This is a genomic window from bacterium (assembly GCA_040755755.1).
GTDB lineage: Bacteria > SZUA-182 > SZUA-182 > DTGQ01 > DTGQ01 > DTGQ01.
In genome coordinates this window covers 47,412-62,832 of record JBFLZW010000078.1, presented here as the reverse complement: position 1 = coordinate 62,832, position 15,421 = coordinate 47,412, and the positions used below count along the sequence as shown (strand labels likewise).

Genomic DNA, 15,421 nt, shown 5'->3' with positions numbered 1-15,421 from the left:
ACTTAAGGTCATGCTCAATTTGCTTGAACAAGCTGTTTGCAATTTCCCGGTTTATATTGTAGAATAACGAAAAAGGCATGGGACTCCTGTATCACAGGTTCTCATTCGTCTTTTCCTCCGGCTTCTTGTTTTCACAAATAAAGGGAGGGGAGTAAAAAATAAGGATATAAAGCATGGATAGTGAACTGAAAGAATTTATTGAAAGTGTTATGATGCATCGGTTTGGTATCATGGAAGATACTATGCATCGGTTTGGCATCGTGGTTGAGGATCTTACCGGTAAGGTTCAGGTGGTAGCTGAAGGAGTAGCCTCTTTAAGTGAAAAGCTGGACAGGCGGACAGAGGAACTGGATAAAAGAATTGACGAAACCCAGGCTATGATATTTACCATGCATAAGCAACTCGATAAAAAGATAGCTCAACTTGATAAGAAGGTCATCCAACTTGATAAGAAGGTCGTCCAACTTGATAAGAAGGTCGTCCAACTTGATAAGAAGGTCATCCAACTTGATAAAAAGGTCATCCAACTTGATAAGAAGGTCATCCAACTTGATAAGAAGGTCGCCCGACTTGATAAGAAGGTCATCCAACTCGATAAGAAGGTCATCCAACTCGATAAAAAGATAGATGAAAAGACGGACCATCTGGATAGAAAAATAGATCGGCTGGACAAGAAATTGGAAATGGTGGCTGCAGGATTTGAAGAACACGAAAGGATCATTCACCATCAATAGGCCGTATCAATAAACCTTTTCTATTATTCTTTCCTCCTTTTCCTCCTCCATTCATACAGGGCGATGGCCGCAGACGTAGCTGCATTCAGCGACTCAAGGCCGGGCTCCATGGGGATGGCCAGAGGGGTGGCCAGGGCCTGGGACCTGAGGTCTTGGGGCAGGCCGGGGCCTTCGAGGCCGGGCAGCAGGATGAAGCTGTCCGGAAATTCAAACCGGCTGATATCAGCTCCCTCCATAGACAGGGTAATCAGATGGACTTCCTTTCTGCGCGCTGCCTGGATAAGCGGCTGAATCTCCTGAATGGATGGGCCCTTGCGATAACTCACTCGAAAGACAGCACTTCCACCGGCCCTGATGCTTTTGGGGTGATAGGGATTGGCTGCTTCCTGAAGCAGGATGATCTCCCTGACCCCGAAAGCGGCTGCACTTCGAATAACCGCGCCGGTATTTTCAGGGTCCTGAAAGGGAATCATCAGGGTGCATCCCGGCGTGGTTTCATCTGCCTGCCAGGTTTGGAGAGAAGGTGTTCGCACTACCAGAATATCGGCCCCGGTTCCGAAGATATCCAGCTCGCGGTAGAGGGGACGGCTTAAGCGGTAGAGGGACACCTGCCCAGGATCGAGGTGAAGTTCCCTGAGGATGTCTTCCGGTAAACCCTGCTCACCGGCTTTTTCCTCTGATGGTGAGAGAATCAGGCCGGTGCACAGGCCGGGGAAATCCCGCATGATCTCAGCGATGATTTTTTGACCGAACACCAGAGCATGACCTTCTTTTTTTATCCCCCGTGAGGTCAAAAGGGCTTTTATTTGCTTGAAGGTTTCATTGGCCGGGCTTTCTATGAGCGGTATCCGATGTTTCCCCGGTTCAGCTTCCATCGGGTCAGAGAGCCGCTCGAAGATAACCAGCCGTCGCTGATGGGGAGTATGGGGAATGGTGTAGGCAACATCCCGGTCGAGCCGGTAAAAGCGTCCCATGCTCTCAGTTGCTTCTGCAATTTCCCCGTCGCACTGGGGACCTTTCATGAAGATCGCCCATCCTCCCGGTTGCAGGCTTTTTTTTACCTTGGCCAGAGTTTCGGCCATAGGCTCAACAGCCCGGGTAATGACTCCCCTGATTGGACGGCTGAAAGAGGCAGAAGTTTTATGGCCGTAAATTTCGATTTTCTGCAAATCCAGGGCTTCCACCACTTCATGCAGGAACTGAATCCTTTTATGCCGCCCCTCGGAAAGGATGAATTCGGTCTCAGGGCAGGCAATTTTCAGCGGAATGGCTGGCAGTCCTGCACCGGTACCAAGATCAAGAAGGGGGGAGGGGAGGTTCCAGTCCAGAAGCCTGGCAACCAGGATGCTGTCGATATAATGCTTTAGAACCATGGTATCGAACTGAACGATGCGGGTCAGGTCATACTCTTTGTTTTTTTTCCGCAGCAGGTTATGATACTGCCAAAGCTGCTTGTATTGCCTGTCGGTAAGTGATAGATTACTCCTCTGGAACCACTCTTTGAGTGAGGGCAGCCCAGGGGTAAGTTTCTCCCGGGCAGGAAGTTTTTCCCGGCCAGAAAGTTTCTCGCGGTGCTGAAGCTTCCCGCTGTCAGGCCGAAGGCCGGCTTTATGCCTTTCTGTTCCTTTTGTTGTCCGTTTCGCTCTGTTCTTTGCCATATTGATCTGTTTTTTGTTGTATTTTTCGCTGATTGAGGACCCATCGTATGGTCACAAAATCCTTTTCCCTGCCGGGGCAGGAGAATCTGAACATTCTCTATGAAGACAATCATATCATTGCCGTGTATAAACCTGGCGGTGTTCTGGTCCAGGGGGATATTTCCGGAGACATCTCCCTGATGGATATGATCAGACAGTATATCAAAGATAGGTACAAAAAGCCAGGGAACGTCTTTCTTGGCCTGATCCACCGCCTTGACCGCCCGGTGTCCGGAGTGGTCGTCATGGCCAAAACATCCAAAGGCGCCTCCCGGCTGTCGGAGCAGTTTCGCTCCCGGAGTATTACTAAAATATACTGGGCACAAGTGTATGGGGAGATGAGTCCGGCAGAAGGTTCTTTGCTCTCTTTTCTCAAGAGGGAAGACAAAGGGGCCAGACTGGCCGAAGAGTCAGATCCAGGAGCCCGAAATGCGGTATTGTTCTATAGGACCCTGAAGGAGCACAAGGGGAAATCCCTCCTTGAGATCACCCTCCACACCGGACGAAAACACCAGATCCGTGCTCAACTGGCTGCCGCAGGACACCCTGTTGTCGGCGATGTCAAATATGGCGCTCCGTCACCCCTTCCCGATAACACTATCCGGCTTTTGGCTAAATCTCTGACCTTCAAACACCCAACCAGGAACGATATTATAACTGTCGAATGCCCAGGGCCAGATTGGGAATTTTAATTGTCGTCCATCAGGAGGGCAATGTCATGAACAGCAGGCTACTTACCAAAAGAGCCCTCTCCCCTTCAGGGACGAGGAGGAAAGGGCTGCTATTAATAACAGCAAATTCAACGCATTAACCAAAAAACCGACATTGTGAACCTTCTCCTGTACTTATGAGCCTTCCCTCCTCCCCCTGCCACTTATCTGACCACCCATGTTCTAAAATTAAACAATCCTGCTTTCTATCTCGTCCTTGATTTTGTTTTTTTCATCCAATAACATAATAGGATAAGAGTCCGTCTATTAAGTTAGTTGCCATATTGATCTCTGATATAGGAGTAAGTAAATATATTCTTGGTGGAATTGTATTGGCAAGTTTTATGCATTTACTTGTATTGTACCTTTGCTTGCTTAAGATCCTCATATTGCCACAATATTGCCACGGGGATCGATTTTTACCACCAGGTTAAGTATTTATAAGATTTTTTGACTGTATCCTTACTTATTAAGGAGAGGTCGCAGGGAGGAAAAACATGTCTGTGTCGAATAATGTCGATTTTAAAACGCTGATCCGAAAGGATCGAGAAGAGCGCAATCGAAAGCATTTCGAAGGAACATTTCTTGATTACCTGGAAATACTGAAAGAAAATCCTGCCATTGCTCAACTGGCTCATGGCCGTCTTTACAAGGTAATTACCGAACCGGGAGTCCGGGTAGAGCATCCGGAAGATAATCCGAGGCTGCGCAGGCTTCGACGGCACGAGACCGTGCGCAAGTATGCCTTTTTCGAGAATGAATTTTTCGGCATGGATAAGGTGATCAATCAGATTGTCCGCTACTTTCACTCTGCCTCCATGGGTGGTGAGGAAAGCAGGCAGGTACTGTATCTGGTAGGCCCGGTGGGAGCCGGAAAATCGAGCCTGATGGAGAAGCTGAAAGCCGGTCTTGAGGAGACGGACCCCATCTACTGCCTGAAGGGGTGTCCGATGCATGAGGAGCCCCTCCATCTCCTCCCGCACCATCTGCGGGAAGATTTTTCAAAGCTCCTTGGCATTCCCATTGAAGGAGACCTCTGTCCTATCTGCCGGTTCCGTCTGAAAAACGAATTTAATAAGGAATACGAGAAATTCCCCGTGGAAACCGTGGATTTTTCCATTCGCTCGCGCCGGGGAATCGGCGTTGTTCCGCCGGTTGATCCCAACAACCAGGACACCTCAATCCTGATCGGCAGTGAGGATATTTCCAAACTTGACCTGTACTCAGAAGATGACCCGCGAGTTCTCTCCCTGAACGGTGCTTTTAACGCCGGAAACCGGGGAATTGTGGAATTCATCGAGGTGTTCAAAAATGAAACTGAGTATCTGCATACCATGATCACGGCCACCCAGGAAAAAATGATTCCTGCGCCCGGCAAGCACTCGATGATTTACTTCGACGGCGTGATTCTGGCCCATTCCAATGAAGCCGAGTGGGAGAAATTCAAAGCGGACCACACCAACGAAGCCATTCTTGACCGTATCGTCAAGGTGGAAGTTCCCTATGTGATGGAGCTGGACGAGGAAGTCAAAATATACAAAAAGATTATTAACCGGAGCAAATTTACGGCGCATATCGCTCCCCATACCATCGAGATCGCCTCGATGTTCGCCATTCTGACCAGGCTTCAGCCCACCAACAAGTGCGACCTGATGACCAAGCTGAAGCTCTATAATGGCCAGGAAATCGTCGAAAAGGGCTATCACCAGAAGATCGATGCCGAAGAGCTGCGGGAAGAGGCAGTCAATGAAGGAATGTCCGGCATCTCCACCCGCTTTGTCATGAAGAGCATCGATAATGCCATCTCGGAGGCCGAGCATAACTGCATCAACCCCATTTCCATCCGCGAGGCCATGATCGCCCAGGTGAAGGAGATGAGCCTGGCCGATGATGTGCGAAAGCGCTATCTTGGCTTTTTGCAGGACACCCTGCACAAGGAGTATCTGGATATCCTGGAAAAGGAAGTCACCAAGGCTTTCGTCCATTCCTATGCCGAGCAGGCGGAAACCCTGTTCCAGAATTACCTGGACCATGCCGAAGCCTACGTGAACCGGACCAAAGTCAAGGACCCCAATACCAAGGAAGAGCTTGAGCCTGATCAGAAGCTTCTTCGCTCCATCGAGGAGCAGATCGGCATTACCGTCTCTGCGGCTGAAGGCTTCCGGCAGGATGTCACCAGTTATATGTTCGCCCTGCTCAGGCGTGGTGAAAAAGTGAATTACAAGTCTTATGCACCGCTTCGCGATGCCATCGAGAAAAAACTGATGACCTCGGTCCGGGATCTTTCGCGCATTGTCACCAAAGCCAAAACCCGGGACAGGGAGCAGAACGAAAAATACGAGATTATGGTCAAGACCATGATTGAATTCAATAATTACTGCCCCCACTGCTGTGAGGTGGTTTTGCGCTATGCTGCCAATAACCTTTGGAAAGATTAAGGGAGTGATTTTCCCATGACCATATTTCGAACCTTTCAGCGCGGTGCCGCCCGCGGAAGTGACCGCAGCGCCAGAGATCGCAAACGCCACAAGGAAAAGGTGAAAGAGGCGATCAAGCAGAATATCCAGAATATCATTTCCGAGGAGTCGATTATCGGCCAGAGCGGCGACAAGCGGATCAAGATCCCTATCCGGGGGATCAAGGAGTACCAGTTTATTTTCGGCCATAACAATCCTGACGTAGGCACCGGAAACGGCCAGGCCAAGCCGGGAGACGTGGTGCAGAAAGGGAATCCCCAGAATGAGGGGACCGGACCGGCCGGACCGGGAAACCGGCCGGGTGATGACATCTACGAAACCGAAATCACCCTGGAGGAGGCCATCAATTATCTGTTCGAAGATCTCGAGTTGCCGGACATGGAGCGAAAGCGCTTCCATATCATTGAGTCCGAGCGGCTCATGAAGCCCAAAGGGGTCAAGCACCTTGGCATCCGGCCCCGGCTGAACCGCCGATGGACCATGAAGGAGCACATCCGCCGCAAGATCGCCAGTCATGTGGAGGAGGAGGACCGTTTTCCCTTCCACGAGAATGACCTGCGCTATAACCGGATCGTGGTCGATATCAAGGAGCATTCGAATGCCGTGGTCTTCTGTGTCATGGATACCTCGGGATCCATGGATATCACCAAAAAATATCTGGCCAGGAGTTTCTATTTCCTCCTGTACCAGTTTGTACGCCGCAGGTACCAGAACGTCGAAGTTGTATTCATCGCTCACCATACCGAGGCCAAGGAAGTGACTGAAAATGAGTTCTTCCACCGGGGCGAATCGGGTGGAACCATGATCTCGTCAGGCTATAAAAAGGCCCTCGAGATCATCAAGGAGCGATATCATCCGTCGCTGTGGAATATCTACGCTTTTCATTGCTCGGACGGGGATAACTTTACCGAGGACAATCAGGAAGCGCTCAGATATGCCCAGGAGCTCAAGCAGATCTGCAACCTGTTTGGCTATGGCGAAATCAAACCCTTTGACACCTTCTCCTGGGGATCGATGATGAAAATCTTCGAGCCCCTGGCAACTGAAAATTTTGTCATTCTTGGTATCCGCAGCAAAGAAGATGTCTGGCCTGCCCTGAAAAAATTCCTGAGCAGGGACCGGGCCAAGGTGAGGAATGAAGGATGAATTATCAAATCAAGGATTTAAAAGAATGGGATGAAAAAATCCTCAAAATAGTGCATGAGGTCGGGCTGGACTGCTATCCGCAGGAATTTGAAATCTGCGACCATAACGATATGCTCGGCTACATGGCCTATACCGGCATGCCTTCTCATTACCCGCACTGGTCTTTCGGCAAGGCCTTCGAGCGCCAGAAAACAATGTACAAACTGGGAGTCAGCGGCCTGCCGTATGAAATGGTCATTAATTCCAATCCCTGCCTGGCGTATCTGATGAAAGACAACACCCTGCTGCTTCAGATTTTGACCATTGCCCATGTTTACGGACATAATGACTTCTTTAAGAACAACATCACCTTCGCCAATACCCCCTCAGGCTATGTGATCGAGATGTTCAAGTCCCATGCGGACCGCATCCGCGAGTACATCGAAGATCCCAGCATCGGTGAGCGGGCGGTGGAGGAAATTATCGATGCGGCCCATGCCCTGAGATATCAGAGCCGGCGCAACCTGCGGGTCCGGAGACTCTCATTGAAGGAGCAGCGCAATCAGGCCCTCGAACGGGCTCAAAAGCAGTATGAGGATTTTGACTACCTGAAAGGAAGGCCCGCCTATGTGGCTCCTGATATTCATAAAATCCCCTTCGAGCCCGAGGAGGATCTGATATCCTTTATCCGGGACTACAATTCTCTGCTCGAAGACTGGCAAAAAGACCTGCTGACCATTGTAGCCGAAGAAAACCAGTACTTTCTGCCGCAGATTGAAACCAAAATCATGAATGAAGGCTGGGCCAGCTACTGGCACTACCAGATCCTGAACCGCCTAGACCTTCCCCAGGGACTGCATTTTGAATTCATGAAGCGGCACAACCAGGTGATCTGTCCCCATGTGGGCGGCCTGAATCCCTATCACCTTGGTTTCAAGATGTTTGAAAATATCTTCCAGCGATGGGAAAACCCGGAACGCGAAGACAGGGAGGAATTGGGTCTTCCCGGAGGCGAAGGGCTGAAAAAACTCTTCCAGATCAGGGAATCGGACCGGGATCAGTCCTTCCTGCGCCAGTATCTGACCAGAGAGCTGATGCAGGAGCTTGACCTTTTCCAGCACGAGCAGCAGGGCAATGACCGGGTCATTACCAAAGTCTCCGATGAGGAGAACTGGAAAAAAGTCCGGGATACCCTGATCCTGAATGTGGGCATGAACCGGGTACCGGTCATCCATATCATCGATGCCAATTACGAGCACCAGCAGAAGCTTCTCCTGCGCCACCAATATGATGGCCGTGAGCTTGATCTGGGATATGCCCAGCATACCATGCGCTACCTGTACCGGCTCTGGAGCCGTCCGGTAGTGATGGAGACGGTTTTAAAGGGCCGGAATTATCAGCTTCATTACGACTACGGCGATCAGTTCGAGATCAAGGAAGTGAGACAGCCAAGCTCCTCCCGCTGGAACGACTGAAAAGACAAAGGCAAATACAAAGGACACCCCAGAGAAGCCCAGAGACACAGAGGTGCACAGAGAAAAAACTCTGGTTAATCTTTGGAAGAGACTGGAGAAAAGAATGATTATGAGGGAGAATGCTCATCTGCAGGTGCAGCTTGAGCAGGCCGGGAAAGTGCATGGCCACATATGTCCGAGTTTATTTTACGGTGTCTCGCTGGCCCTGCGCATGAAAGAGCGGATGCAGGATATCAGCTCTCCGGCTTACGAAATCATTCTGGAAGGAAAATCGCAGTGCATCCGTGATGGAGTCCGTACCGTACTGGGAGAAGATATTCCCGTGCGGGTTGAAAGTACCGGCCAGTGCGCCCTGACCGCCAACTGCCCGGTGCGGCAGCAGCGGTGTCGGATCACGATATCTCCTGCGGTTCGCTGCCGGATCAATGAGCTCAATCAGTCTCTTCCTCTTGAAGAATTCAAGCGAGCAGGTGTAGCTTATCTGCAATCCCTTTCCGAAAGGGAGTTGTTTGGGGAGTAAGGGCCATCTCCTCCCTGCTGGCCTTTTATCCCCGGCAAATCCCTCCGGAAAGGTCCCCCCAAAACCCAGGGGGGTAGACTGCTTTTTGCCAACTCACCCCGTCGAAGCAGGAAGGCAGCCCTAAAAACCTCTTGAACAGGCAAAGTGCATCAGCCGGGGTAATTACGCTGTCCTGGTTCACATCGGTGCACACAGAGCATGGGCCAAGATTAAAATAACACCGAAAAACGATCAGGGCATCCTGCGGTGTAATCCCTCCATCCTGATTAAGGTCACCGTTACATTCGACGGCCTCAGGATTCCATCCGGCAAGCCTGGCCAGCATCCACCAGAAAGCCCGTCCTTTGAGGTCGCAGTTCAGGGATTGCGAATGAGCGCAGGTGCATGAGGAACATTTACCCGGATTGGCAGCACACCACTCCCTGGCCCAATTCTTCCTCACCGATCCATCCTGGTAGTCGCAATTGTCATGAGCCGCTTTATCCAGGAAGTAATTGCCGTCGGGGTCATAGCTTTCAATATCGGCGAAATCGAACAGGATCTTATTTTTTGCCCGGCAAAACTCCCGAATCTGTTCATTGCGCTTGTTCAGGTTTCCGTTCCTGCCTCCGCCGTCCAGATGTCCGGTCATATAGACGAAGGTTACATCGGGATAATCCTGCTCAAGCTGGCTCATCAGATCGAGATAGGTTGTAATGTCCTGCTCCGAGGCAGTGGACACCTGGCCGCACCAGGACCAGATGATGAGATTCCGGTCATTGCCTGGTTTGTCGAGAAGATCGCGGGTTCTTTTGGCCCAGCTCGTACGGTCAGGGTTCCCGAGATCACCACTTGGCTCGCAGTCATGAAGAGAGAGACCGCCTTGAGTCCCGCTGCGGTCAAACCAGTATAACGAGCCAGGTTCGCCTTTGATAACTCCCATTCCGCTTACGATCTGGCTGCCGTGAGAAGTATGCCCGTAGCTGATCCGCAGGCTGGCCTTGGCCTTCTGGATCCAGTGTTCCGGAATCCGGCTTATGTCCGTACAGGTATGATCAATGATGATTCCCTGAGCCAGGGCCTGCGCCTGGAAGCCTGCGGTCCCGGTGATGAGAACAAAGCATACCCAACTTGATACGAAACCCCAAAATTTTCTCAGCCTGAAGTGCTGTTTCATAATTTTACCTCCAATTTCATGCTACTAACCATAAAAGCCCCTGAACCCCAAAGGGGTGAGGGAGAAGAGACGCCCTCACGGGCGAGGGAGTATAGGTGACCTCCGAATCCTGGCATCGTCAAATCAGTAGATACTCACTTATATGTATCATATTATACTATATAAAATTTCAGATGTCTAATAATCTGTTTCGGGATGATTCTGGAGGAACCCTGCAAATGGATTTTCTCATTAAAATCAAAATCAGGATATTACCGATAAGAACCTGAATCTGAAGCCTCCAGGCATGAGGACGGTTTTCAGCACAATGTGGGGTCGGCTAATGGTAGGCCAGCAGACTTTGGCTCTGCCTATCCTGGTTCGAATCCAGGCCCCACAGTATAAGCATGCCAACAGAATGAGAGTAACCAAAAGAGGATAAAGCGATGCGCTATCATGAATTTGTTGAGCGGGTCAGGAAGCTCGCCGGCTTTGAATCCCTTGATGAAGCGATACTGGCCACCGAAGCCACCCTTGATACCTTGAGTGAGCGGCTTTCCAGAACGGAACGAGACGAGCTGGCTGCGCAGCTTCCGAAGGAATTGAAGGAGTATTTCATTAAAGGGAGGAACACCGAGCGATTCCTGCTGGAAGATTTCTACAGCCGGGTCAGCGCACGGGCAGATGTGCGGCTTCACCGGGCAATCGAACAGGCACAGGCAGTGATGAAGGTACTTCAGGAAGCAGTCTCGCCGGGTGAGCTGGAGGATATTTTATCCGGTCTTCCCGATGAGTACAGCGAGCTTTTCGGGAAAAAACCAAAAGGACCGCTTTCTCCATGAAACCTTGAATCATCGTGGGTAAATGCGGCTGCCATCCTCAATCGATTCATTTGGGTGAGTAATGACAACTTCCCCCTCAGTAAGTCCTGAGAGTGCCTCGGCAGTTAATCCACTGCGATGGCCGATGACAACCAATCGGCGGCAGGCCCTGGCATCTTTCACCACGAATACTGCCCAGTTTTCTCCGTACCGAAACGCGGCACCGGCAGGAATTTGCAGGACATTATCCTGTTCCCAGAGAACGAAGTGCGCCTCGAGCCGATAGCCATCACCCAATCGCTCCCATCTCTGGCGGGGGGAGGTGATATCCGCAATAACCAGCACTCGCTGCTCTTCGACTCCGAGAGTTGAGATTTTCGTAAAAGCAAAGGGCTCGACAATCCACACTTGGCTTCTGTAAGTGTCGTTCTGGGGGTCAGCCCTTGAAATTTGACATCCTTTATTTGTCAAATTTCAAGGGCTGACCCCAACGACCGTTTTTACTCCCCCGCCGTAACAATCTGGTAATGCTCCCGTATCTTCGGCAAGATTTGATGGTGTATGCATCAGGGAGGATAATAGCTCAAACTTCTCACATTTTCAAGTATTCGGCAGGGGAGGGGGAGGGGATATATTATACTCCAGTCTTCTGCCATCTGAGGATCAGAGTCTTGTCCCTGCTCAATTCCACCGCTGTCCCGAATTTTTTCCCTTCTCGGTTCAGGACCTCGCTTAACCAGCGTGCATCGGCTCCGGATGCCCGGTTCACTCTGAAATTTTTAATCTGCGTCGGAGTCATGTGCAGGGAAGCAAGTTTTCCGGTCAGAGGATCAAGCTTTGCGAAAAACATCAGGCCAAGATCATCACGAAAAGCCTCATGGCCGCCGATGCCTTCATAATCGTCCAGAAAATTGCCGCAGCCGTAGGTTATCAGTTTATCCCGATAGACCTCTATTCCCTTCACATGGTGGGAGGAATGGCCGTGAATCATGTCAACGCCCGCTTCATCGACCAGTTTGCGGGCAAATTCCCTCTCTTCACGAGAAACTTCATAACCCCAGTTTCCTCCCCAATGAATCGAGGCGACAACGATATCTCCCGGCTGCTTCAGTTCCCGGATTTGTTCCTGAATATCTCTGACTGTGTCCCCGGAGAAGTCTTTCAGCAGGTTCACACCAGCCTTGTCTTCAGAAGCAGCCCAGGCAAGCGGTATTCCGCTGGTTGGCGATCCGAAGGAGAACACCGTTACTCTTCCCTTGCCCCTGACCTTCATCACTGCCGGATTCTGTGCCTCTTTCAGGTTCCGGCCAGCTCCGGTGCCGTGCACCCTGGCCCTTTTCAGTGTCCTCACTGTCTCAGCCAGACCTGCATATCCCCAGTCGAGAATGTGATTATTGGCCAGAGCACAGCAGTCTATCCCGGCTGCTGTCAGACAGGGAATGTTTGCCGGATTCATCCGATAGTGAATATCCTTGCTCTCCCAGTAATCGCCGCTTTCGGTTATACTGGTCTCAAGATTGATTATCTTGAGGTCCGGCTTCATCCGTTCCCATTCAGTGAGAGCATCCCCCCAGATATAGGAGAAGCTGACAGGCTTGGGGATCGGGCCGTTTGCCTCCTCGGCAATTTCCACATATCCTCTGGCATCTGTCATGTATGGCTCATAGAGGATAGGGTCACTGGGGCAGGGCATCACCTGATCAATGCCTCTGCCGGTCATGACATCACCACAGAAGAACAGGGTAATGAGATGGGCCATTCCCGATGGCTTTTCTGTATCTTGGGATCCAGCGTTTTTCATCTTCGGGAGTATCTTTCGTTAATTTTGTCTGCGGCAGATAGCCGGGGCAAATTTCCGGTTCAGTATATTATCAGTATAATATCGGCTGGATGAAGTATCAGCACTGCCTTTACATGGCAGGGAAAAACACGAAGGGATAGACCACGGTAGTTATACCCACTGGAATCGAAGCAAAACGCCAGCTTTGGATCATATTGGTCACGCATGCATCCAGGCCGGAGTCGAACCTGGGCAGGGTAGAGGAGACAACTTTTACGTCAACAACCTCCCCCTGTGCAGTGATCGTAAATTCGACCACCAGCCTGCCTTCCAGCCTGGGATATACCTTGAGTGCCTTGTTGTAACAATGGATAATGCTGGATTTATAAGATGACACCACTTCGAGAATGGCCTGCGGGGTACGAAACTGGCTTTTCGGTCCTGAAGTTTTAACATCGACGATCTTCTGGAGGGCAAGATCACCCTTGACCGGAAGCTCTACGGTGTCGGTCTGCTGGTGCATGGCCACCAGATCATCTACCTTTTTGGCTGATGATGCTGATGATGAAGTTTTTGATCTGGATTTTTCTGCCTCTTTGGCCTTTTTCCCTTCGGTTCCCTTTCCGGCATCATGGGCATTTCCAGGTTCCTCACCGCCTTCCCCGTCTCCGAGGGGCAGCTCATCATTCAATCCCTCGCCGGTAAAGGCCTGCAATGGCGGAGAGGATTTTTCGATTTGCCTGACCAGGGTTTTTCCACTATTGATCGCATTTTTAGCCAGAAGGTTAAGCTGGGAATCAATGCCTGGGGAGGATGGAGAGCGGGATGATTGACGGGATGAAATCATGCCCAGAATGCCGATCGAGTTGAGGTCAACTTTCTTTTCCGGTGAAGAGACGGAAGTTTGCCCTTCGCCCTGCCTGAGCACATCTGATCCTCCATCTTTGGCTGCTGTGGTTCCATCTGTTGAGGCAACCAGAGAGGGTTTTGGTTCTCCGGAGGCTCCGGAGGAGGATACAGATTGGGCTGTTTTTTGTCGAGGCTTGTCTTTGCCGGAAGAGGATTCAGCCTGCCTGGGCTTGATTTGAGCCTTTTGGGCTGGCTGCTGAGCGGGTTTGGCTTCTTTGACCGGCGGACTGGTCTTTTGCACCGGGGGCTGGGTGAGCGGAGCGGCCTTTTTTTCCTCTTTCAGGAGCCTGCTGGCCTGAATATCCTTCTGCTTCTCTTCCTCCTTGAGTATCAGCCTGACGAGCCGCTCCGGAATTTCCGCTGCCGTAGTTTGCTCCTGAGAGGGAGGAGGCAGAGGAGCCATGTACACGTACAGGATGAATAATACATGAAGGCAGAGGGAAAGAAGAAACATGGTCCAGAAACCCTTCTGGTCGCCTTCGAGAAAACCATGTTCCAGAACGTCCTCCGACGCCTGTTCCTCCCTGCTGCGGGGTGGAGGGGGCGGCTCCGGTACGTATCCCAGATCGAGGCGCACGCCTCCATAGGAAAGCTCGGCCCTGTTCCCCACAGGCAGAAAAAGGGTATGACCCTGATTTTTCCGGGGCAGCAGATTGAGGTTCCGGAGACTGTCGATAGAGACCGTATCTGTCTGGTCAGGATGACCGATGATGCCGGTCATTTCTCCGGGAATAAAAAGCTCATAGCCACCACTTCGCCTTTTTTTCAGAAAAGTGAATCTCTTCAGCGGGCAGGGAATGACCAGATCATTGGCTGGTTGAGAACCGGCAGTGACCGATGATTTATTGAGAAGCACTTTTTCGCCATCACCCGGCTCTCTGAGCAGATGAATCTGCAGAACCAGCTTTTTTTCTTTCTGGGCCGTATCGGGCTGCTGGGCACCAGTCACCCTTTTCGATTGGAACGCCATGATTATTTATGTCTCTTTCTGAAGAACATGAAGAGAAATTTTCCCAAACTCTGCCTGTCCACTGGTATAAATCAACTTCTTGATAACCTGATACGGAATTTTTTTATCTGCCTGAATAATGATTTTCCCCCGAAACTTGAGCTGACCAGGATTTTCCCGGGCAATCAGGAGAAACCTTTCTTTATCCTGAATTAATTTTTCGTATAATCTGGAATTCAGCATTTCTTTTTGCGATCTGAAATTCTCGATGGTATCGACAAATTCACCGTTCAGGAGCACAGCCTCGCGGGTGGCGGAAACAGTAGTTGCGACTTCCGGAGATTGAGTTGCGGTTGAAACCGGCAATTGGAGATTTTCAGCTATCAGAGTAACTTCCGGACTGGCTGAAAAACTCTTGATCAGGAAACATAACAGGATGGTAAAGACATCGATCAGGGAAGTCAGGCGAACAAAGGCATCCCGCTTTCGTCTGGCCCTGGCCAGGCGTCGTCGGACAATCGCTCTGCTTGTGCTCTTCTCGTTAGCCATGTAAGCTGTTTTCTCCTTATTACTGACCACTGTTCACTGACCACTGTTCACTCAGTTTTTACTCGCCGAAAGGACAATGTCCACCAGGCCGCAGGCCCGGCATCTGTCCATAGTATGAATAAGATGGTCATAGATGATATCATCTTCCGATTCGATGACAATGCTTTCCTGCTCAGGAAACGCCTCCTTGACTTTCCGAAGGATAGCTTCGAGTTTATCGAAGTCGTAGTTATCTCCTTTAGGGATAATCTTCAGGAGCTTGTCACCAAGAATAAGATAAAATCCCCTGGCAGCAATCGACAAAATGAGGAGCTGTTTCGGTTTCCTGGCATTGGCCCCATCCGCTACCTGACTTTGGGCCGGAGCTGAACCGGCAGTTTGGGAGGGGAGGGAGAGATTGATTACCGAAGTCTGAATAAAAACAGCCGTCACCAGGAGCAGGGGGATGATATTGAGAAAGATATTCATGACCGGAGTCAGGTAAAGCTCTATGGTTTTATTTACTTTTCGCTTTTTTTCAATCAACCGGGGCATGACAGA

14 protein-coding genes and 1 tRNA gene are annotated in these 15,421 nt (G+C 50.6%); 8 read left to right on the top strand and 7 right to left on the bottom strand.

Annotation, left to right across the window (positions count from 1 at the left end; translation table 11 throughout):
* Positions 1-173: 173 nt before the first annotated feature.
* A complete protein-coding gene (locus AB1611_20795) occupies positions 174-734 on the top strand; it encodes a hypothetical protein (protein MEW6382021.1) in 561 nt (186 codons plus the stop codon).
* A 23-nt stretch (positions 735-757) separates the two neighbouring features.
* Here AB1611_20795 and rsmG read toward each other — a convergent pair whose 3' ends face one another.
* On the bottom strand, positions 758-2,392 hold the full coding sequence (rsmG, locus tag AB1611_20790) for a 16S rRNA (guanine(527)-N(7))-methyltransferase RsmG (GenBank protein ID MEW6382020.1): 1,635 nt from the start codon (positions 2,390-2,392) through the stop codon (positions 758-760).
* 47 nt (positions 2,393-2,439) lie between these two features.
* Here rsmG and AB1611_20785 point away from each other — a divergent pair, with 47 nt between their 5' ends.
* The 5 genes from AB1611_20785 to AB1611_20765 all read left to right on the top strand — a co-directional run bounded on the left by AB1611_20785 (position 2,440) and on the right by AB1611_20765 (position 8,738).
* Positions 2,440-3,123: an RluA family pseudouridine synthase gene (locus AB1611_20785; GenBank protein ID MEW6382019.1), complete on the top strand. Its 684-nt coding sequence runs from the start codon at positions 2,440-2,442 to the stop codon at positions 3,121-3,123.
* A gap of 515 nt (positions 3,124-3,638) precedes the next feature.
* Entirely contained in the window at positions 3,639-5,579 is a 1,941-nt protein-coding gene (locus AB1611_20780; protein ID MEW6382018.1) for a serine protein kinase, read from the top strand.
* Between the two features lie 15 nt (positions 5,580-5,594).
* Positions 5,595-6,764: a DUF444 family protein gene (locus AB1611_20775; GenBank protein ID MEW6382017.1), complete on the top strand. Its 1,170-nt coding sequence runs from the start codon at positions 5,595-5,597 to the stop codon at positions 6,762-6,764.
* Entirely contained in the window at positions 6,761-8,218 is a 1,458-nt protein-coding gene (locus AB1611_20770) for a SpoVR family protein (protein MEW6382016.1), read from the top strand. Before AB1611_20775 ends, AB1611_20770 begins: the two co-directional genes overlap by 4 nt.
* Positions 8,219-8,321: 103 nt before the next feature.
* Positions 8,322-8,738 (top strand): FmdE family protein, encoded by a 417-nt coding sequence (locus tag AB1611_20765; GenBank protein ID MEW6382015.1) that lies wholly within the window; start codon positions 8,322-8,324, stop codon positions 8,736-8,738.
* A gap of 25 nt (positions 8,739-8,763) precedes the next feature.
* Here AB1611_20765 and AB1611_20760 read toward each other — a convergent pair whose 3' ends face one another.
* Positions 8,764-9,894: a hypothetical protein gene (locus AB1611_20760; GenBank protein ID MEW6382014.1), complete on the bottom strand. Its 1,131-nt coding sequence runs from the start codon at positions 9,892-9,894 to the stop codon at positions 8,764-8,766.
* Between the two features lie 308 nt (positions 9,895-10,202).
* On the opposite strand from AB1611_20760, the gene AB1611_20755 reads away from it, so the two are divergent.
* Both AB1611_20755 and AB1611_20750 read left to right on the top strand, forming a co-directional pair.
* A tRNA-Gln gene (locus AB1611_20755) sits at positions 10,203-10,273 on the top strand.
* A gap of 46 nt (positions 10,274-10,319) precedes the next feature.
* Positions 10,320-10,715, top strand: coding sequence for a DUF2267 domain-containing protein (locus AB1611_20750; protein ID MEW6382013.1), 396 nt, complete (start codon positions 10,320-10,322; stop codon positions 10,713-10,715).
* A gap of 9 nt (positions 10,716-10,724) precedes the next feature.
* On the opposite strand, the gene AB1611_20745 is transcribed toward AB1611_20750, so the two are convergent.
* From AB1611_20745 to AB1611_20725, 5 genes are all read right to left on the bottom strand, one after another.
* Positions 10,725-11,102 (bottom strand): hypothetical protein, encoded by a 378-nt coding sequence (locus AB1611_20745; GenBank protein ID MEW6382012.1) that lies wholly within the window; start codon positions 11,100-11,102, stop codon positions 10,725-10,727.
* 226 nt (positions 11,103-11,328) lie between these two features.
* Positions 11,329-12,495, bottom strand: coding sequence for a CapA family protein (locus AB1611_20740; GenBank protein ID MEW6382011.1), 1,167 nt, complete (start codon positions 12,493-12,495; stop codon positions 11,329-11,331).
* A 109-nt stretch (positions 12,496-12,604) separates the two neighbouring features.
* Positions 12,605-14,353 carry a TonB family protein gene (locus AB1611_20735; protein MEW6382010.1) on the bottom strand — a complete coding sequence of 583 codons (1,749 nt, stop codon included), beginning with the start codon at positions 14,351-14,353 and terminating at the stop codon, positions 12,605-12,607.
* Between the two features lie 6 nt (positions 14,354-14,359).
* A complete protein-coding gene (locus AB1611_20730; GenBank protein ID MEW6382009.1) occupies positions 14,360-14,881 on the bottom strand; it encodes a biopolymer transporter ExbD in 522 nt (173 codons plus the stop codon).
* 51 nt (positions 14,882-14,932) lie between these two features.
* A complete protein-coding gene (locus tag AB1611_20725; GenBank protein ID MEW6382008.1) occupies positions 14,933-15,415 on the bottom strand; it encodes a biopolymer transporter ExbD in 483 nt (160 codons plus the stop codon).
* Between the last annotated feature and the right edge of the window lie 6 nt (positions 15,416-15,421).